The sequence below is a fragment of the Nakamurella sp. UYEF19 genome, from assembly GCF_040546275.1.
Classification (GTDB): domain Bacteria; phylum Actinomycetota; class Actinomycetes; order Mycobacteriales; family Nakamurellaceae; genus Nakamurella.
Window position 1 is genome coordinate 131,135 of record NZ_JBEPNO010000012.1, and the last position, 25,238, is coordinate 156,372.

Consider the following 25,238-nt stretch of genomic DNA (forward strand, 5'->3'; position numbering starts at 1 on the left):
CATGTTCGAACGATTCAGCCACGAGGCCAGGACGGTGGTGGTGCTCGCGCAGGAGGAGGCCAGGACGACGCGGGAACCGAACATCGGAACCCACCATCTGTTGATCGGGCTCGCCGGCCCGGGGGACGACACCGCCTCCCGTGCGTTGCGGGCAGTAGGTCTGGATGCAGCCACCGTGCGCAGGCATCACACGATGTCGGCCGGCCGTGCACTCGACGGTTCTGCCTTGGCCGGGCTCGGGATCGATCTCGAGACCGTCCGGCGGGCCGCGGAGGAGCGGTTCGGGGCGGGCGCCCTCGATGCACCGCCGGGTCGACGTCGGCTGCAGGGTCACATCCCGCTCAGCTTCGGCGCCAAGCAGTCGCTCGAACTCGCACTCAGATCAGCGGTCGCGCTGCAGTCGAGCGAGATCTCGACGGGTCACCTACTGCTGGGCATCATCGACGAGGGCCGTGATCGAGGCGCCGGCCTCCTGCGTGACTGCGGTATCGACCTCACCTCCCTTCGTGCGGGGGTCGTCGCCCTCCTGACGCCCCGCGCCGCCTGAGCCCAGCGAGGTCTCGCGGTGGCCGGGTCAGAAGCCGAGTTCAGCCCGAGCCGCAAGCGGTGTCGGCGTCGCCCAGCGGCGCAGGTAGTTGTCGTTGGTGGTCAGTGAGCGGGTGAAAGCCTTGTCCAGGTAGAGGGTCCCGTGCAGATGGTCGGTCTCGTGGGCAACGATCCTGGCGGCCCACCCGCTGACCACCTCGTCGACGGGGGCGCCGTTTTCGTCGGTGGCAACCAGGTGGACGGCGCTGGGCCGCTCGACCACCGCCTGGTAGCCCGGCACGGACAGACACCCCTCGTAGAACGCCGCGACGTCGTCACCGACGGTGCGGTAGGAGGGATTGACGAGCACCCGGAACGGCAGCGGCGACCGATCACGAACGCGGGCGGCCTCGGACGGGAGGGTGGCCAGGTCCTCCAGGACGGCCAGCTGGACGCCGAGCCCGATCTGCGGGGCGGCCAGCCCGACACCCGGTGCAGCCAGCATGGTCTCGCGCATGGCGGTGATCAGATCGGCCAACACGTCAGCGGAGAGGCTACCGTCGTAGGGCTCCGCCCGCCGACGCAGCACCGAGTCGCCGGCGGCGACGATGGGCAGGGGACGGGGGCCGGACAGCAGTTGCTCGACGGCAGAGTTCAGTGGCACCCCTGCAGGTTAGTGGGCGCTGGCCGGCTTGCGGGCACGCCTGTTGGACCCCCGGGTGCGGATCATCGAGACGTCAGGCTGCGTCACCGACGGCCGAATTGTCGCTGAGCTGTCCTCTTTCGCTGCCTCACTCCATTCAGAACGATAAGTATCGCCTCGGTTCGCGGATTGGCTGGACGCTGGTCAGGAGCTCCACGCTCCGTCCGTCCTGCCGTACAAAGTCGCCAACGTCGGCCTACATCTGCCTCGCGCAGCGCCTTCGGACAACGGCTTGGACGCTGGATGGTGCACTGCCTCGCAATGCTGCCGATCACGGACTTCCTGTCCGGCTTGTGTCCTGACCGCCTGACTCGGCTACTGCGGTTCGTCATGGCGAGGAAACCTGTGGGTTGCAGGGAGAGTGCAGTCATTCCGCAGCAACCCGGCCGGTGCGCTCGAGAAGCGCGGCGGCCTCCATCAGCATCCAGCCGGAGAGTTGGACCGACAGGTCCCGTTCCGGCTGGTCGGACTCCTCGACGGTCGCACCCGAGGTGCGTCCGGCGCGCCCGCGGCCCGGGAGTAGGGCTGGGATGCGCCAGTCAGGTCCGAACAGTGGGCCAGCCGGGGCCGAGACCCGTTGTGCCCAGGCCGCTTCCGCCGAGGCCAACACCAGGTGTCCAGCCATCTCACGGGTCTGGACATCCTCGACGTCCCGGCCCGGCAACGAGATGGCAACCTGAGCCAGGTACCGCATCAGGATCCCGGTGAAGAGTCCGCCGTTACCACCGCCATGGCCCAACAGCACCCCGGCAACCGCCAGTTCCCGATCGATCGCCGCCACGAGACGGTGGATCCGTGAGTGGTCGCTGGAATCGTCCTGCTGGACGAGTTGCAGTTCGGCGCCCAGCACCACCCCCTGGCAGTAGGTGAAGTAGGTGGGTTTGAGCTGCTCCCCGGGATGAAATCCGTCGGCGATCAGGTCACTGCCCGGTAGTCGCAGGTTGGTGTCCATCCAGTCGGCCATCTGCTGCGCACGATGCCGGAATCCCGTCCGGGCCAGCAGGATCGCCGCCGGACCGTTCGCGGGAGCGTTGAAGAACTCCTCGCCGGTGCGCCACGGAATGCCGCCCATCGGCGGCGACCAGGCATCGAGGATTCTGGTGCAGATCACCCGCAGCGCAACGGCATCGCCACTGCCCGCCTTCTCGGCCCGCAGCAGAGCAAGCCCGATCCAGGCCATGTCGTCGTAGTAGTCGTTGGTGAAGCGGCCGAGGTTCCGGAGTCGGATGGAGGCGACGACCCGGGAGATCCGGCGTCGTCGGACGGGAGTCGGATCGCGCATCCACGCATCGATCAGCACGTCGAGAAGGTGGGCCTGCCACCAGATGTGCCATCGCAGGAACAGCAGGTGCCCTGGGGTGGCGGGCCAGAGGACCACACCCAGAGCGGTACCCGGCAGGCCGACCAGTCGGCGTAGATGCCGCCGGGTGACGGCGTTCTCCGCCTGTTCGGCGCGGGATGCCCAGTCGGCCACCGTCAGTCGAACAATTGCGATCGGTCGAAACCGTCGCGGGCGGGACGCTTGGTCTTGCCCCGGCGCGAGTTCTTCTCAGGGGCAGCGCGTTGCGAGCCGGCGGTTTCGAGGCCCGCCGTTGCCCGGGCGGCCGCAGGCGCGGCCGGGGCGGGGCGCGCGTCAGCGGAGGATTGTTCGGGCAACCCGTCCGGATCGGGTCGAGGCAGAACGGCGGCCGGCTCCAGATTCCCGGGCGGCGGGCTGATCTCGTCCGGATAGCGACTGCGATCGGGGTAGGAGACGTTCCGCTCGTCGGGCCCGCGCGGGTCGGTCGCCTCCCGGAAGATGAAGTAGCAGATTGCCAGCAGGGACATCCCGCCGAAGGCGCACCATTGCAACGCATACGAGAAGTACGGGCCGACATCGGTCTGCGGCAGCCCGATCTCGACCAGCACGCCGGGGGAACCGGCTTCCAGCTGGATGTACCCCTGCAGGATGTTTCCGTCCGGGCCGGTGGTGCCCACCATGCCGGCCAACGAATCCGCGTCGACGGCCCAGGCCTGGTTCAGGCCGTCCTGGAGTTTCGGCGTCCGGCCGGCCGGGTCGGTCTGGTCCTGCTGCACGCGACCGGTCACGGTGACCTGCCCACTGGGCACCGGCGGAAGCGGCACGTTCGCCTTGATGTCGCCGAACGACCGATACCCCCGGTCGACCAGCAACACCGTGCCGTCGGTCAGCCTCATCGGGAGGACCACCTCGGACACCGGGTTGCCCTGGCTGTCCTGCCGCAGCCGCACGTAGTAGGTGTTCTGCGGATCGAAGGTCCCGGTGGCGGTGACCGGCTTGTAGACCGCCTCGTCGTCCGGTTGGGTAGTGGTGGACAGCAGCTGTCGCACTGCGACAGGTGTTGCCGTGAGCGCCGTTCTGATCGAGTTGTTGGTGGCGGTGTTCTCGGCGTTCCGGCTGAACTGCCACGGCGCGAGAACCATCCAGCACGCGGCGGTGAAGGCCAACGCGGCCACGACGGCGCCCAACCAACCCGGCTTGAGCAGGAATCGGAACCGTGCGGGACGAGGCGCTGCCGCGCTGCCCTTCTCGATGGTCGCCGTCATGTCAGTCGCCGCCTGATCTCGGCCAGGACGCCGGGGATGGCCGCAGCCGTCATGGCAACCACCTCGTCGAATTCTGCGTCCGGACCCTGGTAGGGATCGGGGATCTCATCCGCCGATGCGCTCGGATCGAAACTCCGCAGCAGGCGCACCTTGTCCGGTTCAGCAGTCATCCGCTGCAGCGCACGCAGATGCCCGCGATCGGCGGCGAGCGCCAGGTCGATGGTGGTCAGTTCGTCCTCGGTGATCTGGTGCGCCCGGTGATCGGACGAGTACCCGGCCCGCCGCAATGCCGCCTGGGCCTGCCGATCGGCCGGGTGTCCGATGTGCCAGTTGCCCGTCCCGGCGCTGGAGACCTGCACTGCATGTTCGAGCCCGGCGTCCTGCACCGCGGCCCGCAGCATCTGTTCACCGATCGGCGAACGGCAGATGTTGCCGCTGCAGATCACGCTCACCTGCAGCGGCCGGGTCCGGGTGTCGCTTCCAGTCACCGCTCCATTGTCACCCACCCGGCCGGCATCGTCCGGCCCGACGGCGGGACCCGGCCGGTCCGGACCCGTCCGTTTGCGATGTGGTGCAGGATGCGGGGGTTCTGAAGGGACAGCACACCACAGACCAGGAGGGCCCCATGACGGTTCGACTCGGCGACCTGATCGCCGTGCTGGAGGCGGCGTACCCGCCGGCGCTGGCCGAGAGCTGGGACACCGGAATAGGTCTGACCTGCGGGGACCCGGAGGCGGACGTCACCGGAGTGCTCCTCGCCGTTGATCTGGATCTGGCCGTGGTGGCGCAGGCGGAAGAGTTGGGGGCGCAGTTGGTGCTGACGCACCACCCGCTCCTGTTCCGTCCGGTCCAGTCCGTGGCGGTCGACACACCCAAGGGCGCGCTCCTGCACCGGATGATCGGCTCCGGGATCGCCCACTACGCGGCGCACACCAACGCGGACAAGGCCGTCGGCGGGGTCAACGACGTACTCGCCGCTCTGCTGGGACTCACCCAGGTGCGACCGTTGGTGCCCGATCCTCCGGACGCCCTGCCGGCCGGTCACCCGCAGGCCGGACGGACCGGCACCGGCCGGGTCGGCGAACTGCCGGAGCCGTGCACCCTGGCCGAGCTCACCGAGAGGGTGGCGAAGCTGCTGCCGCCGACGACGAGCGGCGTGCGGTCCGCCGGCGATGCGGACCGGGTCGTCCGGGCACTGGCCCTCTGCGGCGGCGCGGGCGACTCCGAACTCGACTCGGCCATCGCCGTGGGGGCAGATGCCTATCTGACGTCCGATCTGCGACATCACGTCGTCCAGGAACACCTGGCGACTCCGGGTGCACCGGCCGTCGTCGAGGTCGCGCACTGGGCGGGCGAGTGGCCGTGGCTCGCCGCAGCCGCATGCTTGCTCACCGGGGCTGTGGCGGACGGGACCCTGGCGGGTAGCGTCACCACCACGGTTTCCGCGCTGCGGACCGATCCGTGGACTGTTCATCGTCCGTCCGGACAAACTCCAGAAGGGTTCTGACGCCAGTGCCGAAGGCTGATCCATTCGCCCAGCGCCGTCTGCTGGACCTGGCCGGGTTCGATCAGTCGATCAACGCGGCCGAGCATCGCCGGGCGACCCTGCCCGAACTCGCCGTCCTGTCCGCCGGCAGCGAGAAGCTGGCCGAGTTGCGGAACACGAAGGTGCTCGCCGAGACCGAGGTCGGGGATCTGCAGCGGGCGAACCGCAAGCTGGACAACGAGATCGATCAGGTGCGTGCCCGGTCCGAGCGCGACGCGCAGCGCCTTGCGGCCGGTGCCGGCAATGCGAAGGATCTGGAGAACCTGCAGCACGAGATCACCTCCCTCGGGCGGCGTCAGGGGGTCCTCGAGGACGAAGCCCTCGAGTTGATGGAGCAGAAGGAGAACGCCGACGCCGCGCTCGCGGAGGTGACGGCGCAGTTCGATCTGCTGCAGGCCGAGGTCACCGCCGCGGCCGGTTCCCGCGACGACAAGTTCGCCGACATCGATGACGAACTCAAGACCCACCGCAGCTCGCGGGCCGAGTTGCTGGCCGCACTCCCGGCCGATCTCGTCGCGCTGTACGAGCGGATCCGCAAGTCCGGCAAGGTGGCCGCGGCCAAGCTGAACGGCGGCCGGTGCGAGGCGTGCCGGATGGACCTGGACCGGGTGGAGCTCTCCTCGATCGCGGGCGCGCCGTCGGACGAAGTCGTGCGTTGTCCCGAGTGCGGTGCGATCCTCATTCGGTGGTGAACCCGACAAGAGATCCGGCGCCGATGACCGACCAGGTGCCGGTGGACGGCGCTCTTCCGAAAGACTCGGCGATGGATGACGGGCCGTCGCATGCCTCGGTCGTGCTCTACGCCGACGGAGGTTCGCGGGGAAACCCCGGACCGGCCGGATACGGGGCCGTGGTCCTCGCCGTCGACGGCACGACCGTGCTTGCCGAGCGCGCCGCCTACCTCGGCAGGGCCACCAACAACGTCGCCGAGTATTCCGGACTGATCGCCGGCCTGGAAGCCGCTCGCGATCTCGGAGCCACGACGGTCGCGGTGCGGATGGACTCGAAGCTGGTGATCGAGCAGATGTCCGGCCGCTGGCAGGTGAAGCACCCGGACATGAAACCGTTGGCGGGCATGGTGTCCAGCCTGATCAGGAAGTTCGAGTCGGTGAGTCTGACGTGGGTGCCGCGGGCGCAGAACTCGCACGCGGACCGTCTGGCCAACGAGGCGATGGACTCCGGTGCCAGAGGGGTCACCTGGGAGGCGAACGCAGCCCCGCAGCCTGACGCTGCCGACGAGTCCCTGGGCACGCCGGACCCGGCCGCGGTCCTTCCGGGCCCGCTCCCGACCGGTGACACCAGGGTGGTGGTGGTTCGTCACGGTGAGACGACCTGGGGCGCCGACGGCCGATTCGCCGGGCGGGAGGACGTGCCTCTGACCCATCGCGGCCGCAAGCAGGCGTCCTCGGTGGCCGATCGGATCAAGCGTCTCCGCCCGGGCGTCGTCCTGACGTCCCCGTTGCAACGGTGTCGGTTGACGGCCCAGGCGATCGGCGCCGCAGCCGGTGCGCCCGTGGTGGTGCACGAGTCGCTGGTGGACGGTCTGCTGGGGGAGTGGACCGGTCTGCATCCCACTCAGATCGAGTCCGGATGGCCGCGGGAGTTCGCGGTGTGGCGGTCCGATCCCGACGCGGCGCCGCCCGGCGGCGAGTCGTTCAACGACATCCGCGAGCGGGTCGCTCCGGTGCTCGCCGAGGTGGTCCGGCTCTACCGCGGACACACGGTGGTGCTCGTGACGCATGCGGCCTGCACCAAGATGATCCTGACCAGCGCGCTCCGGGTGCCGACCGACGCGGCCTATCGACTGCGCGTTGACACCGCCTCGCTGTCCGGCTTCACCACCGACGGAAACGGCGCCACCGTCGTCTGGGCGGTCAATGAGACCGGCCACCTGACCGGGTGACACGCAGTCTCACAAGCTTTCTCAGATCAACGTGGCGGCCCACAGGACGGCCACCGCGGCGACGAGAGTCGTCGGGACGGTCAGCAGTCCGAGGCGGGTGAACCGGCCGAGCGACGGCGAGGTCGAGTGGCTCAGCAGCACCCGGCGCCACAGGAGGGTGGCCAGCGATCCGGTGTAGGTGAGGTTCGGGCCGATGTTCACCCCGATCAGGACGGCGAGCACCGGTGCCGCGTGCGGGTGGTCGCCAAGGGCGGCGAGCAGGACAAGGGTGGCCGGCAGGTTGTTGACCAGGTTGGAGAGCACCGCGGCGATGCCGGCCAGCACGAGCAGATCCAACAGCCCCTGACCGCTGGGCAGCAACGAGGTCAGCGCGCCCTGCAATCCGTGCCCCGTCGCCGCATCGACGACGATCCCGAGCGCGGCGACGAAGGCAAGGAACAGCGGATTGGCCTCCCGGATCACCGAGACGATCCCGACCTGGCCGCGGATCATCGCCCGTATCGCCATCACCACTGCGCCGATGGCGGCGACCAGCGCCGGCTCCGCGTGCAGGAGTGGGCCGGCGGCGAATCCGGCCAGGATCAGGGCCAGCAGGATCAGGGTGACCTTCGGTAGTTCGACGGCCTCGACCCGCTGTTCCTGTTCGGCCGGTTCAGGTTTCACCAGGTCCTTGGCGAAGAACAACCGGAAGACCAGGTATTCCACTGCGATCGCGGCGATCCAGGGTCCGACCATGAGACCGGCGAAGCCGACGAACGTCAGGCCGGACGCCTGGAAGGCGAGCAGGTTGGTGAGGTTGGAGACCGGCAGCACCAGTGACGCGGTGTTGGACAGGTGCGCGGTCGCGTAGACGTGGGGCGCCGGCTTCACCTTGAGTCGCCTGATGGTGGCGAGCACCGCAGGCGTCAGCAGGATGACGGTGGCGTCCAGGCTCAGTGCAGCGGTGGTCAGCGAGGCGACGACGAAGACGAGGACCAGGAGCCGACCGGGGTCGGACCGGCTGCGAGCGGCCATCACCCCGCCGAGCCACCGGAACACCCCGTCGACGTCGCAGAGGTGGGCGATCACCAGGACCGCGGCGAGGAATCCGATCGTCGAGCCGAGCCGAGCGACTGTCTCCCCGGCGCCGTGCCAGCTGATGAGCCCGGCAGCCAGCGCGATGGCGGCGGCCGGGACGGCGGCGACCGCCTCGGGTAATCCCTTCGGGCGGATGATCGCGAAGGCCAGCGTGCCGAGAAGTAGGACGACCCCGAGAATGCTCGCTGCGACAGGGCTCACCGTGGGCTCGTCGCGCGATTCACGAGGCAGGACACTACCGGCCGCTCGCCCGACGCGAACCCCGGTACAGTTCGGCCCGGACGAGTTGGTCGGGCGACCGCGTCGGGCTCGATCGGCTTGCCGATCGGTGTTCCGCCGAGGAAAGTCCGGGCTCCACAGGGCAGGGTGGTTGTCAACGGCAACCCGGCGTGAGCCGCGGGAAAGTGCCACAGAGAACAGACCGCCACGGGTTGTCGATCTTCGGGTCGGCGGCGCGGGGTAAGGGTGAAACGGTGGTGTAAGAGACCACCAGCGTGCCGGGTGACCGGCGCGGCTCGGTAAACCCCACCCGGAGCAAGGTTGAGAGCGCGACCCTTTCCCGCTGCGGCGGGCGGGGTGGTGTGCGCAGGCGTTCGAGGGCGGCCCGTCCGAGTCTGCGGGTGAACCGCTGGAGCGTGCCGGCAACGGCCCGCCGAGATGGATGGTCGCCGAACGGGATCGCCGAGAGGCCCCCGGGAACAGGACCCGGCTTACAGACCAACTCGTCCACCCATCTCCTGTGGGGCGAGTAGACGACCAGAAAACGATGCCGCGAAAGCGGCAATTCGGACACCGGAGCTCGCGGGCGAGTAGCTGCCGGGGCTGCGTCAGTAGCGGAGGTGCCGGTCCGGCCTCCAGAGCCAGCGGCCATCTGGTCCCGGAGCACCGGCCGAGTTGGCGGCGAGTACCGCGCGGAGAGCTCCTGCGGGGTCACATCCGTACAGACCGGCGCCCCAGGTCTGGTTGACCTCCAGGAGCACGAACCGGCCGTCGTCCAGACGCGCGATGTCGAGCACCGCCGCCGGGGGCACCGAATCGGCGTCCAACCCGGACAGGAACTGATGGGCCCATTCAGCGGCCTCGTCGTGGAACGAGGCGCGATGGGTGCGCAGGAGCGGCGACCACGGCTCGTCCTGCACGCGGTACGGCGAGGCCGCGGTGACCTCCCGAGTGACCGTGAAGATCCGGTACTCCGAGTCGATGGCCAGCCACTCCTTCGTGACCAGCAGTTCCACGTCCGGCGAGCCGCCGACGGCGGCGACCGCCTCGTCGAGGACTTCCGCAGACCGGAGCCGTCGGGCTGGGAAACCCGGGTGCTTGCCGTCGGCCAGTTTTACGAAGGTCGGGGAGTCCTGCACCATCGACCGGGCTTCGGTTGGGGTGCACAGCACCCACTGGCGCCCGGTGACGGCTGGACCGAGACTCGCGAACCACTCCGGGGTCGGACCGGCCAGCGTGATCACCGCGCCATCAGCTGTCACAGCGCTACCAGCCATGGCCGATGACACCAGGCCTCCGGGAGCCCGCACCGCCGTTCCTGGGCCTACCGCCGCGGCGACCGACGACGGATCCGCCGTCAGATCGACCACCGTCAGGCCGACGCGTTCGGCCGCCCAGCGGAGGCCCGCCCGGACGTCATCGCTTCGCGCGTACAGCGCCAGCCTGGTGAATTCCGGGTCCGGGCTCATGCCTGCATTGGCCCGCACGACGGACTGCGAGTCAAGCTCGACGTGGCCAGCTCAGTTCGCTCCACCCGAAAACGATGCCGCGAAAGCGGCAATTCGGACATCAAGGTGCAGGCAGCGCGGGGAGGGCTTGCCGGTCGGCCCGGAGGGTCGTGAGCGCCGTTATTCTGCAAGACAGGGCTCCGCAGCGGAGGACGACAACGACGGACCAGCAACGACAGGGGTGGGACAGCAGTGAATCGGTGGGTCACAGCGGGCAGCGGCACGAAGGTCGAGCGAGGTCGCGGGCGGTGGTTGGTCCTTGCGACGATCGCGGGAACTCTCGTGACGGCCGGCTGTGCCAGGTCGGTGGCCGGCGATGCCAGCCCGGTCGCCGGCGCAGCCATCTCCTCGACTCGGACCTCCGACGGCCGGACGCCTGAGAGCCGGCCACCCACTTCGGCGGCGGAAGAGTCGAGCACTCCGAGCGCGCCGTCCGTTTCGACCCCCACGCCAACCCCGACCAAGACCACGCCGAGCAAGACACCAACAGCCACCCCGCCCGCGATCAAGTGGCTGATCCCCGCCCAGAGCAAGGTCAAGTCGAAGATCAACTCGTTCGGGAACCTGGAGGCCGGGCTGGGCAAGCCGTACGAGATCACCTGGACGAAGGAGAAGACCACTGCGCTGCGGTTCGTCGTCGACTCGGCCACGATCAACGGGCGTTGTGAGACACCGACCAAGCCGGTGAACGGTCATTTCCTGATCCTCAGCGTCCGGGTGCAGCTCGGTGATGCTTCCGCCGACGACCTCGGCAATTCCCGGATCGGTTTCACCGGGGAGTTCTGGACGGCCTTCAACGCCAAGAACGTCGCCGAGGTCGGCACCACGAGCACGGCAGCCGGGGATTGCATCACCCGCACCACCGGCTTCCCGTACTCGGAAGATCTGGCGCCCGGGAAGGTGTACTCGGGCAAGATCGCGCTCGACGTCAGCTCCGTCAAGGGCACGGTGGTCCTCATGGACTCCGTCGGCGGCGGCTGGATCTACCACTACGGCTGACCCGAGCGACGCCGGCCGACGTCTGAGATCGATCATCCTGACCACGGCGTCCACTCCGGATGACGGGAGCACGGCGGTCTGGTCCAGACCGCGTCGCAGGTCCAGCATCGCCAGATGCGATGGCCGTGGCTGATGCACAGGCACGGGTGGGCGGCGACCAGCATGGTGTCGGGGCCGAGCGGGTGGCCGTTCGGGCAGATGGTCGGAAACCGTTCGATGACACCATGTTTGCCGGTGGCCGTGAAGTAACGTCGATCGACCTGGTACCTCTCCCATTCGATCATCTGTCCACGATAGTCGGAATCGCCTGCCAGGCGAGAGGCGACCGGAATTCGCGGCCAGTAGCCTGTGCCGGTGCCCAACCGTCGAGTACTCACCCCCTCTGGCGCGCCGGTCGCGATCGACTTCCAGGCCGTCCGGACGCGCCTCGGAATTCCGTCCGACTATCCGGCCGACGCAGTCTCCGAAGCGGTGGCCGCCGCGGCCTCGCCGCCCGTCCCGCCGACGGATCGGACCGATCTCCCGCTGGTGACGATCGATCCCGCCGGATCGATGGACCTGGACCAGGCCATGCACCTGGAGACCAGGGGCGACGGATACCGCGTGCACTACGCGATTGCCGACGTCGCCTCGTTCGTCTCGCCCGAGGGGCCGTTGGCGAAGGAGACCTGGCGGCGCGGAGAGACGCTGTACAGCCCTGATCTAGCCACCCCGCTGCACCCGCGGGAGCTGTCAGAGGGCGCTGCCAGCCTGCTTCCTGACCAGAACCGGCCGGCGGTGTTGTGGACCATCGACCTCGGGCCGGACGGCGAGCCGGTGGCCGTCGACCTCGGGCGCGCGCTCGTTCGATCCGTGGCCCGGCTCGACTACATCGGCGTCCAGCGCGATCTGGACGCCGGCACCCTCCACCCCTCCATCAAGTTGCTGCCCGAGATCGGGCGCCTGCGCGAGGAGGCGTTACGCACCAGGCACGCCATCACCCTGGACCTGCCGGACGCGGAGGTGGTCCCGGTGAGCGATGGAACCACAGGTCACTGGACCCTGGATCTGCGCGCGCAGACCGAGATCGAGAAGGCGAACGCCCAGATCAGCCTGCTCACCGGGATGTGCGCCGCGCAGATCATGCTGGCCGGCCGGATCGGACTGCTCCGCACTCTCCCGCCGGCCGCCGAGAAGGAGATCCGGCTGCTGCGGGCCTCGGCCGCCGCTCTGCAGATCGACTGGCCGGCCGGGATGCCCGCCGGGGACCTCATCGCCGGACTGGACGCCTCCGCGCCCGCGGTGTCCGCGTTCCTCGACGATGCGGTGCACCTGCTCCGCGGGGCGGGCTACACCCCGTTCTCCGGGCAGGTCCCCGATCAACCGCTGCACGCCGGCGTTGGCGCCGCCTACGCCCACGTGACGGCCCCCCTGCGCCGGCTGGTCGACCGATACGCGACCGAGGTATGCCTCGCGCTGCACGCCGGAACCCCGGTGCCGCAATGGGCTTCGGCTGCGCTCACCGAGTTGCCGAAGGTGATGACGGCTTCGTCTCGGCTGGCCTCGGAACTCGATCGCGGCTGCACCACAGCCGTCTCGGTGTTCCTGCTGGCCGGGCGGAAAGGTGACGAGTTCACCGCGACCGTGCTGCAGATCGACACCGACAAGGACCGCGCGGTAGTCCTGTTGCACGAACCACCGGTCCGGGCCCACTGCCCCGCGGCCGGGCTGAAGGAGGGGGAGGTCCACCAGGTGCGCCTGGTCTCGGTTGACCAGGACAACGGCGGGTTCGTCGTCACACCCCTGCTTGCGCCGGCCGTCGAGCCGGTCGGTCCCGTCACCGGGCCGCCCGCACCCGGCACGACGATCCGACCCGTGGCAGGCTGATCCCATGGGCGACGAGATCGGACAGAACACCGCTTTCTACTACAACCTCAAGACGCACGAGGTCGAGGAGGAGGGTCAGAGCAAGGCCAAGGAACTCCTCGGTCCGTACCCCGACCGTGAATCGGCGGCGAACGCGCTGCAGAGCGTCCGGGACCGTGAAGAAGTGAAGTCGACACAGGATCGGGAATGGCGGGACGGCGGCGAACGCTGAAGGCCGTGTGACGATCTTCGGTAGGCGGGCTCGCGATCTGACCTGGCTGGTGGCACTCGGCGCCGGCCTGTGGGGGACGGATGCGCTGTTCCGACGCGGGTTGGCGCAACAGGTGTCGGCCCCGACGCTGGTCTTCGCCGAGCACGTGGTGCTGGTTCTGGTGCTGCTCCCGTTCCTGCCGCGGTCGCTGCGGGCGCTGAAACGGTCGGACAACCGGACGCGCGCCGCCGTGGTGGCCATCGGGGCCGGTGCGTCCGCCGTGGCCACCACCCTGTTCACCCTGGCCTTCAAGTTCTCCGCCGAACACGGCGACTACGTCACACCGGTGGTGGTGCAGCATCTGCAGCCGCTGTTCGCGATCGCCGGAGCAGTCCTCCTGCTCGGCGAGAAGGTCCGGACCCGGTTCGTGATCTTCGCCGTTCCGGCCGTCGTCGGGGTCTGGCTGCTGGCCTTCCCCGACCCGTTCGACGTGACCATCTCGCGCATCGGCGTGGTGCTCCTCGCGCTCGGCGCGGCTGTGCTGTGGGCCGGCGGAACCGTCCTCGGGCGCTTGGCCGCCGCCAACCTGGAGCCCGTCGAACTGACCACCCTGAGGTTCCTTTTCGGCCTGCCGGCTGCGGGATTCATCGTGCTGTTGTCCGGGAACACCTTCTGGGTACCGGATCTCGGCAGCAGCGGGGCAGTCGTCGGGCTCGCCCTGGTGCCCGGTCTGCTCGCGATGGTCCTGTACTACATCGGCCTGCGCCGCACCGCTGCCTCCCGGGCGACGCTGGCCGAACTGGCCTACCCGTTGACCGGCGCGATGGTCGGGATCGCCCTCGGGTCCGGCACCGCGGGCGGCGTCCTCACCGGTACCCAGTGGTTCGGGGCGCTGGTGATCGCCGCGGCGGTCACCGGACTCTCCTGGCACGAGGCGAAGGCCAAGGTGCAGGCGATCGGCGCCGAGCCGGTGGCCCCGGCGGCTGCCCAGGACGAGAAAGCTACCCAACCGGCGCCCACGAAGGCCTGAACACCGGCGCGGCTCACGCAGCGGTCACGACCCGCCCACAGACCGCGATGGAATGATCGAGGGCATGCTCTCGTCGCGACGCAGTCGGTCCCGGTCCCGTCACACCGTCAAGTTGGTAGGCCTGGTGGGCACGCTCGTTCTGGTGGCGGCCTGCACCACCGGCGTTGCCGGTTCTGCACTCCCCGCCGGCACTGTCACGGCAGCGACCGGCACGTCCACCGGTGACCCCACCGGTCAGATCACCCAGCCGAGCGTGCTGCCGAGCCAGTCGAGCTCGGGGTCCAGCGCGACTGCCGCTCCCGGGACCACCTCGTCGGGGACCGGAGCGCCGAGCGCGGTGCCTGCAGGCCTGGAGAAGTTCTACAGCCAGAAACTGTCATGGGGCAGTTGCGGCGATTACGCCACGAACGCCTCGGACCTGCGTATCTATGCGTCGGCGGCCTTGCAGTGCGCCCGAATGACGGTGCCCATGGCCTACGCAGATCCGACCGGGCCCACCGTGCAGGTCGCCTTGCTGCGCAAGGTCGCCACCGATTCCTCGGCCCGGATCGGCTCGCTGCTGATGAACCCCGGCGGACCTGGGGTGTCCGGCATGTCGTTCGTCAGCCAGGTGGCCGCCTACGGGATTGCCAAGCAGCTCAACCAGCGCTTCGACCTGGTCGGCTTCGACCCCCGCGGTATCGGGTCGTCGATCCCGCTGATCCAGTGCCAGACCGACGCGCAGCTCGATGCCACCAGGGCCGACCCGATCCGATCCGAAACCGCCGCCCAGGTGGTGCAGGCCAACGACCAGTCGAAGACCTACATCAACGAGTGCCTGAGCGCGACCGCAGCCGGTGGGGTCGACGCCAAGAAGTTCCTGGCCAATGTCGGCAGCCGCGATGTGGCCAGGGACCTGGACGTCACGCGGGCCGCACTGGGTGACAACAAGCTGACCTACGCAGGCTTCTCCTACGGGACCCGCATCGGCTCGGTCTACGCCGAGGAGTTCCCCGGGAACGTCAGAGCGATGATCCTGGACGGGGCGGTCGATCCCGACGAGGATCCGGCCACCGATTCCCTCAACCAGGTCAAGGGTTTCCAGCAGGCCTTCATCGCCTACGCGACCTCCTGCGCCCAGCAGAGCACCTGTCCGCTCGGGACCGATCCGCAGAAGGCGACGGCTGTCTTCCAGTCGCTGACCCGGCCGCTGTTGGACAAGCCGCTGCCGCTGGCCGACGGCCGGGTGCTGTCCTACAGCGACGCCACCCTCGCGGTCGGCAACGTCCTCTACGACAACGCCAACTGGCCCGACCTGACGACGGCCGTCACCGCGCTGGTCAACGGCAACGGCGCCGGCCTGATGGCGCAGGCGGACGACTACTACGGCCGCACCACGGCCGGGAAGTACACGCGGAAACCCGACGCCTTCAACGCGATCCGATGCGTGGACGGACCCCGGATGACCGACCCGGGCGACGTGACCAAGCTCAATGCGGAGGAGGCGGCTGCGGCGCCGTTCGAGGACAGTGGTGATCCGCCGGCGAACATCCCGGACGTCTGTGCGTACTGGCCGGTCCCCCCGACCCTGGAGCCGCACATCCTGAAGGTTCCGGGACTGCCGAAGGTGGTCGTCATCTCGACGACCGGCGACCCGGCCACCCCGTACGCGGCCGGCGTGCACCTGGCCAAGCAACTCGGGGCCAACCTGATCACCTATCAAGGCACCCGGCACACGGCGTACCTGACGGCCGGTAGCAAGTGCGTCGACGCGGCCGGCAACGCCTATCTGATCGACCTGACGTTGCCCGGCACCGATGCGAAGTGCAGCTGATCGTCCCCGGCCGTGCCGGTCAGCGGTTGTCGCTGACCCAGAGGCTCATCAACCCGCGGAAGTGGGCCAGGAAGCGGTCGTGCTCGGACTGCGGGTAGGTCTTCTTGACCGTCTCCACCAGCAGGTCGTCGAAATCGGCGGAGTCGATCCAGTCGCGGACGAGCGCCGGTAGCGAGGCCAGCGAGGTGGAGCAGAACTCGCGGTACTCGTCGGCCTGGAAGTACTGGTCGGCGAGAAGTCCGTAACGACCGAGCTTGTCATTCCACGACAGGTCAGGGTCGTCGGCTACGTCGAACCACTCCCGTGACGTGGTGTCCACCCGTGGCCGCCGATCGCTGACGGCGCAGAACACCGACCAGGAGATCAGCTGGGTGATCGCCCACGGGAAGTAGTAGTGCAGCGAGGTGATGGCGATGTCGGGGCAGGCGTTGGCGTAGTCGATCGGCTGGACCCTGGTGCCCGTGACGAGGGCCTCGCAGGAGTTGAACTCCCATCGGAAGAACGCGTTGATGGTCCGGGACAACGTCAGGATCTCCATGCCTGCTTCGGGTGGCAGGAAGGAGTGGGCGACCTCGTACCGGTCGTGCATCGGCAGTTCCGGACGGAACTTCATGATCTTCGTTTCCGGGCCGATGGTCAGCGACCGGGCGAAGGCGTCGAACGGGGACACCGCGGCCTGCAGGTGCATCAACATCTGGCCCGACTCGTCATAGGCCTTGTGCAGCGCGTCGACATCGTCGACACGCGAGACGCCGCGCCATGCCCCACCGTCGAACGGCTTCATGTACATCGGGTAGCCGACCCGCTCGGCCACCTCGTCGAGTTCGAACGGCAGGTTGTAGGTGCCGGCCGTGTAGGCCCACTTCTCGTGGTCGAGCGGGTTCTTGTAGGGCACCAGCACGGTGCTCGGGATGTCGAACCCGAGCCGGATCATCGCGCAGTAGGCGGAGTGCTTCTCCATCGCCTGGAAGGTGAAAGGGTTGTTCAGCAAATAGGTGTCGTTGACCAGTGCGGCCTTCTTGAGCCACTCCCGGGGGTGGTAGTACCACCAGGCGAGACGGTCGATGATGACGTCGTGCCGGACCGGATCACGGAGGTCGAACGGTTCGATGGTCAGCCGTTCGGTGCTGATCTGGTGCTCCCGGCCGCGGTGGCTGACCGCGCCGAGCCGTCTGGTCAGCGTTTCGAACGCCTGCGGCCAGTCGTCCTCGGTACCCAGCAGCAGGCCGATCAGGTGGTTGGTCGAGTCGCGGCGAGCGGTCGTCATGGCCGCCATCCTCTCAGCCCAGAAGCGGGAGATACACGGCGGCCTGCGCTCGCCAGCTGGGCCAGTCGTGCGGCCACTGCGAGTCCCACACGTAGATCTCGTGGGCGATCTGCTTGTCCGCCAGCACAGCAGCGAGCCGACGGGTCGAGTCCAGCGACCCGGTGCTGTCCTCCCATTGCCCGCTGCCGACCACCAGCGTCAGGTAGAGGCTTGCGCGCAGGTGATCCAGGTGTCCACCGTAGGTGCGGGGCAGGAACTGCATCGGATTGGTGAGGTCGGTGTCGTCGTCCGAATCGCCCCAGGCATGCCAGTTCCATGGGTCGTAGCTCCCGGAGAAGGCCACCGCTCTGGTGAACACGTGGGCGTGACGCAACGCGAACAGGACAGCGTGGAAGGCACCGAGAGATATTCCAGCGGTCACGATGTCGTCCCGTCCGCCACAGCTGTCCCGGACGAACGGCACGACCTGCCAGATGATCCAGTCCTCGTACCGCCGGTGTGCCCTGGCCCGTTCGCCCTGCGGCTTGTCGCGCGCCGACCAGGACTGTTCGTCATAGGAGGGCACGCAGAACACCTTGATCCGGCCACCGTCGATGGCTTCGCGAAGCGCGTCGACCATGCCGTTGTTCTCGAACTCGTCGGCGCCCGCGCCTTCCGACGGGAACCACAGGATCGGACGACCCCAGTGCCCGTGGACGACGACCTCGCGGGTGCCCTTGATCGACGGGGAATCCAGCCGGTGGTGCTCGGTCCTTGTCATGGGGTGCTCATCAACTCCTCGAGGCCGGGGGACCAGGCGTCCCGCCAGCCGATCATGGTGTGGGCGTCGGGAACGATCTTGGACTGCACCCGATACCCCTGCGCGGCAAGCGCTGTCGCCATCAGCTCGTTGTTGGCCAGGTTCTCCTCCACGGCGCCGCACGTCATCAGCACCCGGTCGGACCGGACCGCCGGGCCGGTGGCCAGGACGCCGACGGCGGAGCAGATCCGGTCGAAGTAGTCGTAGCCGCTCTCCTGCGGGTCCAGCGCGGCGGTGAAGAACGACCCCGATTGAAGGGCGAGGGCGTGCAGCACGCCCGGGTGCCGCTGCGCGATCATCAGCATGGACAGGGCGCCGAGACTGGCGCCGAGCCCGACCGTCCGCCCGACGGCCACCTGCGCTCCGATCGCCGGCAGCACCGTCAAAGCGACGTGGTCGGCGTAGTCGGCGCCCGCGGCGTACCAGGCGTCGCGGAGACCGTGGGCCGGGTCGAGCAGCGCCACCCGGAAGGGTCCGTGTTCCTTGATCGCTGCGGTGGCCCAGACGAGCAGCGAGCCGCGCTGGGTCATGTCGGAGCCGTCGTTGGCCAGCAGCAGCGGGGCGGTGACACCGGAGTCGAGCCCGTCGGGAGCCCAGAGTGTCACGGGCACCGGGCAGGCCAACTTCCCGACTGCGGTGGCCAGCGGGCGGCACCGCCCGCCGTCGGACCCGGTCAGCCAGCCGGGCATTCGATATTCGGGGAAACGGATCTCCGACTTCTCGCCGAACGGATTGCCGACGCGCAGGGGGTTGCCCGGGTCGGGATGGACTGCGGTGCCGTGGGCCGCGCGTACCAGGAACTGGTATTCCATCCGGTCGACCGCCGGACGTGGGAGCTCCAGTTGCCACTGGCCGTCCTGCAGCCTGAGGTCCGGGCCGGTGTCGCCGAGCGGCCAGTCCACCTCGACTCGCACAGCCTGGACGCCGGGCGCGTGGGGGAAGCGGAAGACGACGCCGGCGGACGAGGTCTGCGTCACCCCGAGCAGCGGCGTTTCCTCCCAGGGCATCAGCAGACCGTACGGCAGGCATCCCGCTGTGCAGGCCTTACGCGCAGGGAGTGGGGTGGGCAACAAGTCAGAAATACGGCGTACATAGGGTGTGTCCATGGACCGTCAGCAGCAGTTCGTCCTGCGCACCCTTGAAGAGCGGGACATCCGCTTCGTTCGCCTCTGGTTCACCGACGTTCTCGGGTACCTGAAGTCGGTCGCAGTGGCACCCGCCGAACTCGAGGGCGCCTTCAGCGAGGGCATCGGGTTCGACGGCAGCGCCGTGGAGGGTTACGCCCGCGTCTTCGAATCGGACATGATCGCCAAGCCCGACCCCTCCACCTTCCAGGTGCTGCCCTGGGAGACCGACGACGGCAAGGTCTACTCGGCGCGGATGTTCTGCGACATCACCATGCCGGACGGCAGCCCCAGTTGGGCCGATCCGCGGCACGTGCTGCGCCGGGTGATGGGCGAGGCCGCGTCGATGGGCTTCACCTGTTACGTCCACCCGGAGATCGAGTTCTTCCTGATGAAGGACCTGCCGAGCGACGGCACCCCGCCGGAGCCCGCCGACCAGGGTGGCTTCTTCGACCAGTCCTCCCACGACGTGGCCCCGCACTTCCGCCGTCGGGCCATCGAGACCCTCGAGGCGATGGGCATCTCGGTCGAGTTCTCCCACCACGAGGGTGCTCCGGGCCAGCAGGAGATCGACCTCCGGTACGCCGACGCCCTTACGATGGCCGACAACATCATGTCGTTCCGGTACGTGGTGAAGGAGGTCGCCATCACCCAGGGGGTGCGGGCGAGCTTCATGCCCAAGCCGTTCCCCGATCACCCCGGATCGGCGATGCACACGCACTTCTCGTTGTTCGAAGGCGAGACCAACGCGTTCTACGACGCGGACGACGAGTACCAGATGTCGCCCACCGGCAAGGCTTTCCTCGCCGGCGTGCTCAAGCACGCGCCGGAGATCACCGCGGTGTCGTGCCAGTGGGTGAACTCCTACAAGCGACTGGTGCTCGGCGACGAGGCCCCGACGACCGCCTCGTGGGGGCAGGCCAACCGCTCCGCCCTGATCCGGGTGCCCAACTACTCACCGGGGAAGTCCTCCAGCCAGCGGATGGAGTTCCGCCTACCCGACTCCGCCTGCAACCCGTACCTGATGTTCGCCGTCGTCATCGCCGCGGGTCTGCGCGGGATCCGCGAGGGCTACGAACTGCCGGCGCCCGCCGAGGACGACGTCTGGTCGTTGAGCGAGACCGAGCGCCGCGCCCTCGGCTACGTGCGGCTCCCGGCCTCCCTGGAATCGGCGCTTGCCGTCATGGAACGATCGGAGTTCGTACCGGAGGCGTTGGGGGAGCACGTCTTCGACTACTTCCTGCGTAACAAGCGTGCGGAGTTCGAGTCCTACCGACGCCAGGTCACGCCGTTCGAACTGCGGCGCTATCTCTCTCTGTAGTCCGGGACTGTCACGTCGTATTCCGAGCCGCTCACGTCGCTGCCGGGGTCGACCTTCGCGTACCGGTCGGCGAGCAGGCGGAGATGGTCGATCAGCTCCGGCGGCTCGGTCACGGTGAAGTCCTGCCCGAGCATTCCGAGGTACACGGCGTGGGTTTCCAGGTGGTCGGCGCCGGTGCTCAGTACGCACCGATCGGTACCCAGCGGTTTGACGGTGCCCACCGTCGGGTCGATGCGGTCGGTGATCACCGCGGCCGGGGCATGTACCGCGATCCGGGCGTAGAACCTCCAGGATGCCGACGAGATCCGTTGTGAGACATAGGCTGCGACATCCTTCTCGGGAAGCTCCCGTGGCATGAACCGCGGCCCGTTCGGCGTACGTAGCCGCATCCGGTCGACCAAGTAGGTGCGCCAGTCCGTCCGGTCGACGTCCCGACCGACCAGGTACCACCGCCGTCCCCAGCTGACCAGCACACGAACTGCTGCAACGTGTTCACCCGGCGTCGCAATCGCGACGGCAGCACCCGTTCCACCTTCGACAGGGCGCGCAACGAGGCTTCCTCCAGACCCTGGACGACGTTGCCGGTGGCGGTGCGCAGCCCGATGGTGACAGCGACGGCCTCGTCGTCGTCGAGCAGCAACGGCGGCAACTGCGCACGTGCGCACCTGCGGTAGCCGCCGATCGATCCGCGGGTGGCATCGACCGGGTAGCCCAGCTCCCGCAGTCGGCCGATGTCGGCCCGGACGGTGCGACCGCTGACCTAAAGGCGCTGCGCCAGTTCCGCACCGGTCCAGTGGCGCGGCGTCTGCAGCAGGGAAAGCAGTGTGAGCAGCCTGGCCGATGTGTTCAGCATCTTTCCGATCCTGCCCATCCATGAGGAAGCAAACGTTCCTCATTCCCTCCTAGGCTGGTCTCGACAGCAACGGACATCACCCAAGAAGGAGAAGGTCATGGACTACAAGATCGAGCTGCTCATCCTGCCCGTCAGCGATGTGGATGCTTCGAAGGCGTTCTACGCCGACCGGGTGGGCTTCCAGGTCGACCACGATCAACGGGTCGGCGACGAGATCCGTTTCGTACAGCTGACTCCGCCCGGATCGGCCTGCTCGATCTCCTTCGGCAACGGGTTGACGGACGCCGAACCCGGCTCGGTGAAGGGGATCCAGGTGGTCGTGGCCAGTGCCGACCAGGCCTTCGACGAACTGAGCGCCCGTGGTGTCCAGGTCAGTCCGGTGCAGGATCTGGCGTGGGGGCGATTCGTCTATTTCGCCGACCCGGACGGCAATGCCTGGGCCCTGCAGGAGCTTCCGATCCGATAGGCGCCCGCGATGACCTCCTCGGTGGACGTCTTCCAGCCTGACTCCCGGGCGGCGTGGCGCGAATTGCTGGACGCCAACGGCGATTCGGCGTCGTCGGTCCGGGTGGTGATCCAGCACAAGAACAGTCCGCAGAGCACCTGGGGCCGGGTCAACCGTGATCGGGTCCGTGAGCTGACCGAGCTGGGGCTGATGAATCCGGCCGGTCAGGCCGTCATCGACCGGGCGATCGCCACCGGGACCTGGGACCTGGGACTCGCTCGCGGAGGCGCAGGACCTGGTCGTGCCCGACGATCGGCAGGTGCTGTTGGATCGGAACCCGTTGGCGCAGGCCTACTTTCTAGGATTTCCGCCGTCGTCGAGGGAAATCGTCCTGGAGTGGATCGCGAAGGCCAAGCGGCCGGCTACCCGGCTGCGACGTCTGGAGACGACGGTCGCGCTAGCGGCCGAGAACATCGGCGCCAACCATCCGAAGCCGCGGACACCCTGATCGCGGACACCCTGATCGCGGATCCGCTGATCGCGGGCCCGTGGTCGATCAGTCCCGAACGGCGCTGTACTCGCGGGCCCGTTCCAGCACCAGCGCACCGGCTCCGGCGACGGAACCGGCGTCGAAGGGCGGTTGCGGGTCGTACTCGGTGATGAGTTGGGCGGCCACCGCGGCGACGTCGTCCACCAGGTGGGCGATCACGGTCAGCGCCATGTCGATGCCGCTGGAACCCCTGCGCTGGTGATGATCCGGTGATCCCACAGCGGGACCACCCGTTCGCCGGTCGACACCGCGCCGAGAGTTGTGAGGAGTTCGTAGGAGCCCCAATGCGTGGCCGCGGGTAGTCCGTCGTGCACGCCCGCTGCGGCCAGCACCAGGCTGCCGGTGCAGACCGAGGTGGTCAGTCTCGTGCTCCGGTGGGCGTGTCTGACCCAGTCGAGCACCCGCTCGTCGCGCAGGAGCTGCCGGGTGCCGACTCCGCCCGGCACCAGTAGGACGTCGGGCTGAACCGCCAGTGCATGGCCTCCGACGTGCCGGACCTACAGCGGGTGGCCGTGACCCGTGGGGCCGCAGCGAGGCACCGAGACGATCGTCACGGAGGCGGCTGCGTTCGGTCGGGCGGGATAGGGAACAGTGGACTGGTCCGACTTGCCGGATCCGGGTCAGCGCACATCAGAGTCACCGCACAGATGGGAATTTGTCATGCCTTCCACCGAGCCCACCGTCTTCGTTCTCTTCGGGGCTACTGGCGACCTGGCCAAGCGCATGGTGCTGCCGGCGTTCTACCAGTTGGCCCAGCACGGCCTGATGCCGGAATCATGGCTGCTGATCGGCAACGGTCGCGGCGACCTGGCCCACGAGGACTTCAAGGTGCGGGTGCGGGGCGCCCTCGACGAATTCGGCGGCATCACCCTCGACGAGAAGGTCTGGTCGGATTTCTCCGATCACCTGCGGTTCGCCGGCGGTGGATTCGACGAGGACGACCCGGGCTCGCTGCTCGACGTCCTGAAGGAGGCGCACGAACTGCTCGGCGCCGACGCCAAGTACATCCACTACCTGGCCATCCCGCCGGTCGCCTTCGAGGTGATGACAAAGGGCCTCTCGGCGCACGAGCTCCTCGACGGCGCGCGTGTCGTGTACGAGAAGCCCTACGGCACCAGCCCCGAGTCCTTCAGGGCGCTGGACGAACTGGTGCTGTCGGTGATGAAGGAGGAGCAGGTCTACCGGATCGACCACTTCCTCGGCAAGGAGGCCACCCAGAACCTCCACGTGCTGCGGTTCGCGAACCAGATCGTCGGCCAGATCTGGAGCCGCGAGCACGTCCAGCAGATCCAGATCGACGTGCCCGAAACGCTCGACGTCGCCGATCGTGCCGCGTTCTACGACGCCACCGGCGCCCTGCGCGACATGGTGGTCACCCACCTGTTCCAGGTGGCTGCCGAGATCGCGATGGAGCCGCCGATCGACTTCTCCGCCGAGAACCTGCAGGACGCAAGGGAATCCGTCCTCTCGGCGTTCCGCCCGCTGGCTGCTGAGGACGTCGTGCTCGGCCAGGCCGACGGCTACCTGGATCTGCCGGAGGTCGCCGACAAGTCCACCACCGACACCTACGCCGCGGTGCGGCTGTGGGTCGACACCGATCGCTGGCACGGTGTGCCGTTCCTGCTGCGCAGCGGTAAGTACCTGGCCGAAAGTGCGCAGCGGGTCTCGATCCTGCTCAAGAAGCCGGAAGGTCCGTTGACCCAGATCCCCGGCGAGGGCACGGTGCTGAGTTTCTCGCTGGCCGGCTCCGGCTCCATGTCCGTGTCCGTCGTGGTGAAGAACCCGGGGCCGGGCATGGACCTGGTCGAGCAGACCATCGGCCTGTCGCTGGACGACGTCCCCGGCGGAGATCCGTTGCCGCCATATGTCTCGCTCATCCACGACGTGACGATCGGCGACCGGTCCCTGTTCACCACCAGCACCGGGCTCTCGCACGCGTGGGGGGCCTCCGAGTCGATCCTCGACAACCGCCCCGCCCCGCTGCCCTACGCACCTGGATCGACCGGCCCCGCCGAGGGCTCGGCCCTGCCCGGCCCACACGGCTGGTTCCTGGACGCTTCGAAGAAGTAGCTACAGGTCGAGCATCCGGGTGGCGAGCACGACGAGCGTGGCGGCCAACTCATCATCGGTCAACGCCGAGTCGAAGGTGCCGAGGGCGTTGAGCATGCCGAAGCAACCGTGCACGGTGGTCCGGACGACCTCTGGACTCCAGTCCGGGTGCACTGCGGCGAGCAGGGTCCGCCACTGGCGGACCAGCGCGCGCTGCCTCTCGCCGAGTTTCTGCTGGTGCTCGGCGGGCAGGTGGTGGACCTCGCGGACGAAGACGGCCATCAGTCGACGCCGGGAACCGACCGCACGGGCATAGACCTCGATCAGCGCGCGGAGATCGGCGGCGGGATCGTCGATCGTGCGTTCACCGGGTGGTACTGCCGTCACGGCGTCGATGATGCCGTCGAACACCGCAGCCAGGATCGTGGCCTTGGAATCGAAATGCCGGTAGATCGCCGGGCCGGTGATGCCGGCGGCTGCGCCGATCTGGTCCATCCCGGTGGCCGGGTAGCCGTCGGCGGCGAACAGATCGGCGGCGGCCCGGATGATGTGTTGGGGCCGGGATCCGCGCCGAGCCGTCATCAGAAGTCCACGGACCCGCCGGACCGCCAGTAGCGCCCGTCCCTGCGGTCCATCAGCCCGAAGTCGATCAACGAACGGCGCAGCGTCACGTAGTCGTCGTAGATCCCGATGAGCTCCCGGTTCACCTCGACCTCGAGGTAGTGCACGCCCGGTACGAACCGCGCAGCGATCACGTCCAGGACCGCGAGTTTGCGGGACTGCTTGCGCGGCATGGTGTGCAGCCGGCCGTCCTCGTCGAAATACCGCTTCCGGACCAGGTCCCGGTGCGCTTCCGCGGCACGGAGCAATTCGTCGCCGCTCACCG

At 68.5% G+C, this 25,238-nt stretch carries 27 protein-coding genes, 1 other RNA gene and 1 pseudogene; 14 read left to right on the forward strand and 15 right to left on the reverse strand.

All coding sequences use genetic code 11. The features are described from left to right. Position 1 precedes the first annotated feature (1 nt). Entirely contained in the window at positions 2-547 is a 546-nt protein-coding gene (locus ABIB25_RS17090; protein WP_354529683.1) for a Clp protease N-terminal domain-containing protein, read from the forward strand. 27 nt (positions 548-574) lie between these two features. Here the strand turns inward: ABIB25_RS17090 and ABIB25_RS17095 are convergent, their stop codons facing one another. From ABIB25_RS17095 to ABIB25_RS17110, 4 genes are all read right to left on the reverse strand, one after another. Then, positions 575-1,189, reverse strand: coding sequence for a peptide deformylase (locus ABIB25_RS17095; protein WP_502919830.1), 615 nt, complete (start codon positions 1,187-1,189; stop codon positions 575-577). A gap of 406 nt (positions 1,190-1,595) precedes the next feature. Further along, entirely contained in the window at positions 1,596-2,702 is a 1,107-nt protein-coding gene (locus ABIB25_RS17100) for a glycoside hydrolase family 76 protein (RefSeq protein ID WP_354529684.1), read from the reverse strand. A 2-nt stretch (positions 2,703-2,704) separates the two neighbouring features. Beyond that, a complete protein-coding gene (locus ABIB25_RS17105) occupies positions 2,705-3,793 on the reverse strand; it encodes an SURF1 family cytochrome oxidase biogenesis protein (RefSeq protein WP_354529685.1) in 1,089 nt (362 codons plus the stop codon). Further along, entirely contained in the window at positions 3,790-4,281 is a 492-nt protein-coding gene (locus ABIB25_RS17110) for a low molecular weight protein-tyrosine-phosphatase (protein WP_354529686.1), read from the reverse strand. The genes ABIB25_RS17105 and ABIB25_RS17110 overlap by 4 nt, the downstream gene beginning before the upstream one ends. A 137-nt stretch (positions 4,282-4,418) precedes the next feature. Here ABIB25_RS17110 and ABIB25_RS17115 point away from each other — a divergent pair, with 137 nt between their 5' ends. The 3 genes from ABIB25_RS17115 to ABIB25_RS17125 are packed head-to-tail and all read left to right on the forward strand — an operon-like array spanning position 4,419 to position 7,242. Next, complete coding sequence (locus ABIB25_RS17115) at positions 4,419-5,300, forward strand: Nif3-like dinuclear metal center hexameric protein (RefSeq protein ID WP_354529687.1); 882 nt, start codon at positions 4,419-4,421, stop codon at positions 5,298-5,300. Positions 5,301-5,305: 5 nt separating this feature from the next. Next, the gene (locus ABIB25_RS17120) at positions 5,306-6,031 is read left to right on the forward strand and encodes a zinc ribbon domain-containing protein (protein ID WP_354529688.1); all 726 of its coding nucleotides are present in this window, start codon (positions 5,306-5,308) and stop codon (positions 6,029-6,031) included. Positions 6,032-6,054: 23 nt separating this feature from the next. After that, complete coding sequence (locus ABIB25_RS17125; RefSeq protein WP_354529689.1) at positions 6,055-7,242, forward strand: bifunctional RNase H/acid phosphatase; 1,188 nt, start codon at positions 6,055-6,057, stop codon at positions 7,240-7,242. A gap of 21 nt (positions 7,243-7,263) precedes the next feature. On the opposite strand, the gene ABIB25_RS17130 is transcribed toward ABIB25_RS17125, so the two are convergent. Beyond that, a complete protein-coding gene (locus ABIB25_RS17130) occupies positions 7,264-8,520 on the reverse strand; it encodes an ArsB/NhaD family transporter (RefSeq protein WP_354529690.1) in 1,257 nt (418 codons plus the stop codon). A gap of 81 nt (positions 8,521-8,601) precedes the next feature. Here ABIB25_RS17130 and rnpB point away from each other — a divergent pair. Next, positions 8,602-9,048, forward strand: an RNA gene (gene rnpB, locus ABIB25_RS17135) — RNase P RNA component class A. Between the two features lie 98 nt (positions 9,049-9,146). Here the strand turns inward: rnpB and ABIB25_RS17140 are convergent. After that, on the reverse strand, positions 9,147-10,007 hold the full coding sequence (locus tag ABIB25_RS17140) for an ATP-grasp domain-containing protein (protein WP_354529691.1): 861 nt from the start codon (positions 10,005-10,007) through the stop codon (positions 9,147-9,149). Between the two features lie 231 nt (positions 10,008-10,238). On the opposite strand from ABIB25_RS17140, the gene ABIB25_RS17145 reads away from it, so the two are divergent. Next, positions 10,239-11,045: a hypothetical protein gene (locus ABIB25_RS17145; protein WP_354529692.1), complete on the forward strand. Its 807-nt coding sequence runs from the start codon at positions 10,239-10,241 to the stop codon at positions 11,043-11,045. A 32-nt stretch (positions 11,046-11,077) separates the two neighbouring features. Here ABIB25_RS17145 and ABIB25_RS17150 read toward each other — a convergent pair whose 3' ends face one another. After that, positions 11,078-11,329: a hypothetical protein gene (locus ABIB25_RS17150; RefSeq protein ID WP_354529693.1), complete on the reverse strand. Its 252-nt coding sequence runs from the start codon at positions 11,327-11,329 to the stop codon at positions 11,078-11,080. A 70-nt stretch (positions 11,330-11,399) separates the two neighbouring features. Here ABIB25_RS17150 and ABIB25_RS17155 point away from each other — a divergent pair, with 70 nt between their 5' ends. The 4 genes from ABIB25_RS17155 (at position 11,400) to ABIB25_RS17170 (ending at position 15,944) form a co-directional block, all read left to right on the forward strand. Then, a complete protein-coding gene (locus tag ABIB25_RS17155; protein WP_354529694.1) occupies positions 11,400-12,911 on the forward strand; it encodes an RNB domain-containing ribonuclease in 1,512 nt (503 codons plus the stop codon). Between the two features lie 4 nt (positions 12,912-12,915). Continuing rightward, a complete protein-coding gene (locus ABIB25_RS17160) occupies positions 12,916-13,122 on the forward strand; it encodes a hypothetical protein (protein ID WP_354529695.1) in 207 nt (68 codons plus the stop codon). A 7-nt stretch (positions 13,123-13,129) separates the two neighbouring features. Next, positions 13,130-14,131 (forward strand): DMT family transporter, encoded by a 1,002-nt coding sequence (locus ABIB25_RS17165; protein ID WP_354529696.1) that lies wholly within the window; start codon positions 13,130-13,132, stop codon positions 14,129-14,131. 64 nt (positions 14,132-14,195) lie between these two features. Further along, entirely contained in the window at positions 14,196-15,944 is a 1,749-nt protein-coding gene (locus ABIB25_RS17170) for an alpha/beta hydrolase (RefSeq protein WP_354529698.1), read from the forward strand. A gap of 19 nt (positions 15,945-15,963) precedes the next feature. On the opposite strand, the gene ABIB25_RS17175 is transcribed toward ABIB25_RS17170, so the two are convergent. Genes ABIB25_RS17175 through ABIB25_RS17185 form a run of 3 tightly spaced genes read right to left on the reverse strand, consistent with a single transcriptional unit; the run spans position 15,964 to position 19,017 of the window. Further along, the gene (locus ABIB25_RS17175; protein WP_354529699.1) at positions 15,964-17,211 is read right to left on the reverse strand and encodes an ATP-grasp domain-containing protein; all 1,248 of its coding nucleotides are present in this window, start codon (positions 17,209-17,211) and stop codon (positions 15,964-15,966) included. Positions 17,212-17,224: 13 nt separating this feature from the next. Continuing rightward, positions 17,225-17,971: an esterase family protein gene (locus tag ABIB25_RS17180; protein ID WP_354529700.1), complete on the reverse strand. Its 747-nt coding sequence runs from the start codon at positions 17,969-17,971 to the stop codon at positions 17,225-17,227. Continuing rightward, a complete protein-coding gene (locus ABIB25_RS17185) occupies positions 17,968-19,017 on the reverse strand; it encodes an alpha/beta hydrolase (RefSeq protein WP_354529701.1) in 1,050 nt (349 codons plus the stop codon). Before ABIB25_RS17185 ends, ABIB25_RS17180 begins: the two co-directional genes overlap by 4 nt. Before the next feature lie 97 nt (positions 19,018-19,114). Here ABIB25_RS17185 and ABIB25_RS17190 point away from each other — a divergent pair, with 97 nt between their 5' ends. Beyond that, positions 19,115-20,455, forward strand: a complete 1,341-nt coding sequence (locus ABIB25_RS17190) for a glutamine synthetase family protein (RefSeq protein WP_354529702.1) — start codon at positions 19,115-19,117, stop codon at positions 20,453-20,455. Here ABIB25_RS17190 and ABIB25_RS17195 read toward each other — a convergent pair. Next, a pseudogene (locus ABIB25_RS17195) lies at positions 20,440-21,308 on the reverse strand (helix-turn-helix transcriptional regulator). The gene ABIB25_RS17190 and the pseudogene ABIB25_RS17195 overlap by 16 nt on opposite strands. 97 nt (positions 21,309-21,405) lie before the next feature. On the opposite strand from ABIB25_RS17195, the gene ABIB25_RS17200 reads away from it, so the two are divergent. Beyond that, positions 21,406-21,774, forward strand: a complete 369-nt coding sequence (locus tag ABIB25_RS17200; protein WP_354529703.1) for a glyoxalase superfamily protein — start codon at positions 21,406-21,408, stop codon at positions 21,772-21,774. 280 nt (positions 21,775-22,054) lie between these two features. Continuing rightward, positions 22,055-22,261, forward strand: a complete 207-nt coding sequence (locus ABIB25_RS17205) for a YdeI/OmpD-associated family protein (protein WP_354529704.1) — start codon at positions 22,055-22,057, stop codon at positions 22,259-22,261. Between the two features lie 48 nt (positions 22,262-22,309). On the opposite strand, the gene ABIB25_RS29225 is transcribed toward ABIB25_RS17205, so the two are convergent. Together ABIB25_RS29225 and ABIB25_RS29230 are read right to left on the reverse strand one after the other, a co-directional pair. Then, positions 22,310-22,474 (reverse strand): hypothetical protein, encoded by a 165-nt coding sequence (locus tag ABIB25_RS29225; RefSeq protein ID WP_502919831.1) that lies wholly within the window; start codon positions 22,472-22,474, stop codon positions 22,310-22,312. Further along, positions 22,465-22,749, reverse strand: coding sequence for a DJ-1/PfpI family protein (locus ABIB25_RS29230; RefSeq protein WP_502919832.1), 285 nt, complete (start codon positions 22,747-22,749; stop codon positions 22,465-22,467). Before ABIB25_RS29230 ends, ABIB25_RS29225 begins: the two co-directional genes overlap by 10 nt. 214 nt (positions 22,750-22,963) lie before the next feature. Here ABIB25_RS29230 and ABIB25_RS17215 point away from each other — a divergent pair, with 214 nt between their 5' ends. Further along, positions 22,964-24,373, forward strand: a complete 1,410-nt coding sequence (locus ABIB25_RS17215; protein WP_354529705.1) for a glucose-6-phosphate dehydrogenase — start codon at positions 22,964-22,966, stop codon at positions 24,371-24,373. Here ABIB25_RS17215 and ABIB25_RS17220 read toward each other — a convergent pair whose 3' ends face one another. Continuing rightward, entirely contained in the window at positions 24,374-24,934 is a 561-nt protein-coding gene (locus tag ABIB25_RS17220; RefSeq protein ID WP_354529706.1) for a TetR/AcrR family transcriptional regulator, read from the reverse strand. Further along, positions 24,934-25,236 carry a DUF2087 domain-containing protein gene (locus ABIB25_RS17225; protein WP_354529707.1) on the reverse strand — a complete coding sequence of 101 codons (303 nt, stop codon included), beginning with the start codon at positions 25,234-25,236 and terminating at the stop codon, positions 24,934-24,936. The genes ABIB25_RS17220 and ABIB25_RS17225 overlap by 1 nt, the downstream gene beginning before the upstream one ends. Positions 25,237-25,238 lie beyond the last annotated feature (2 nt).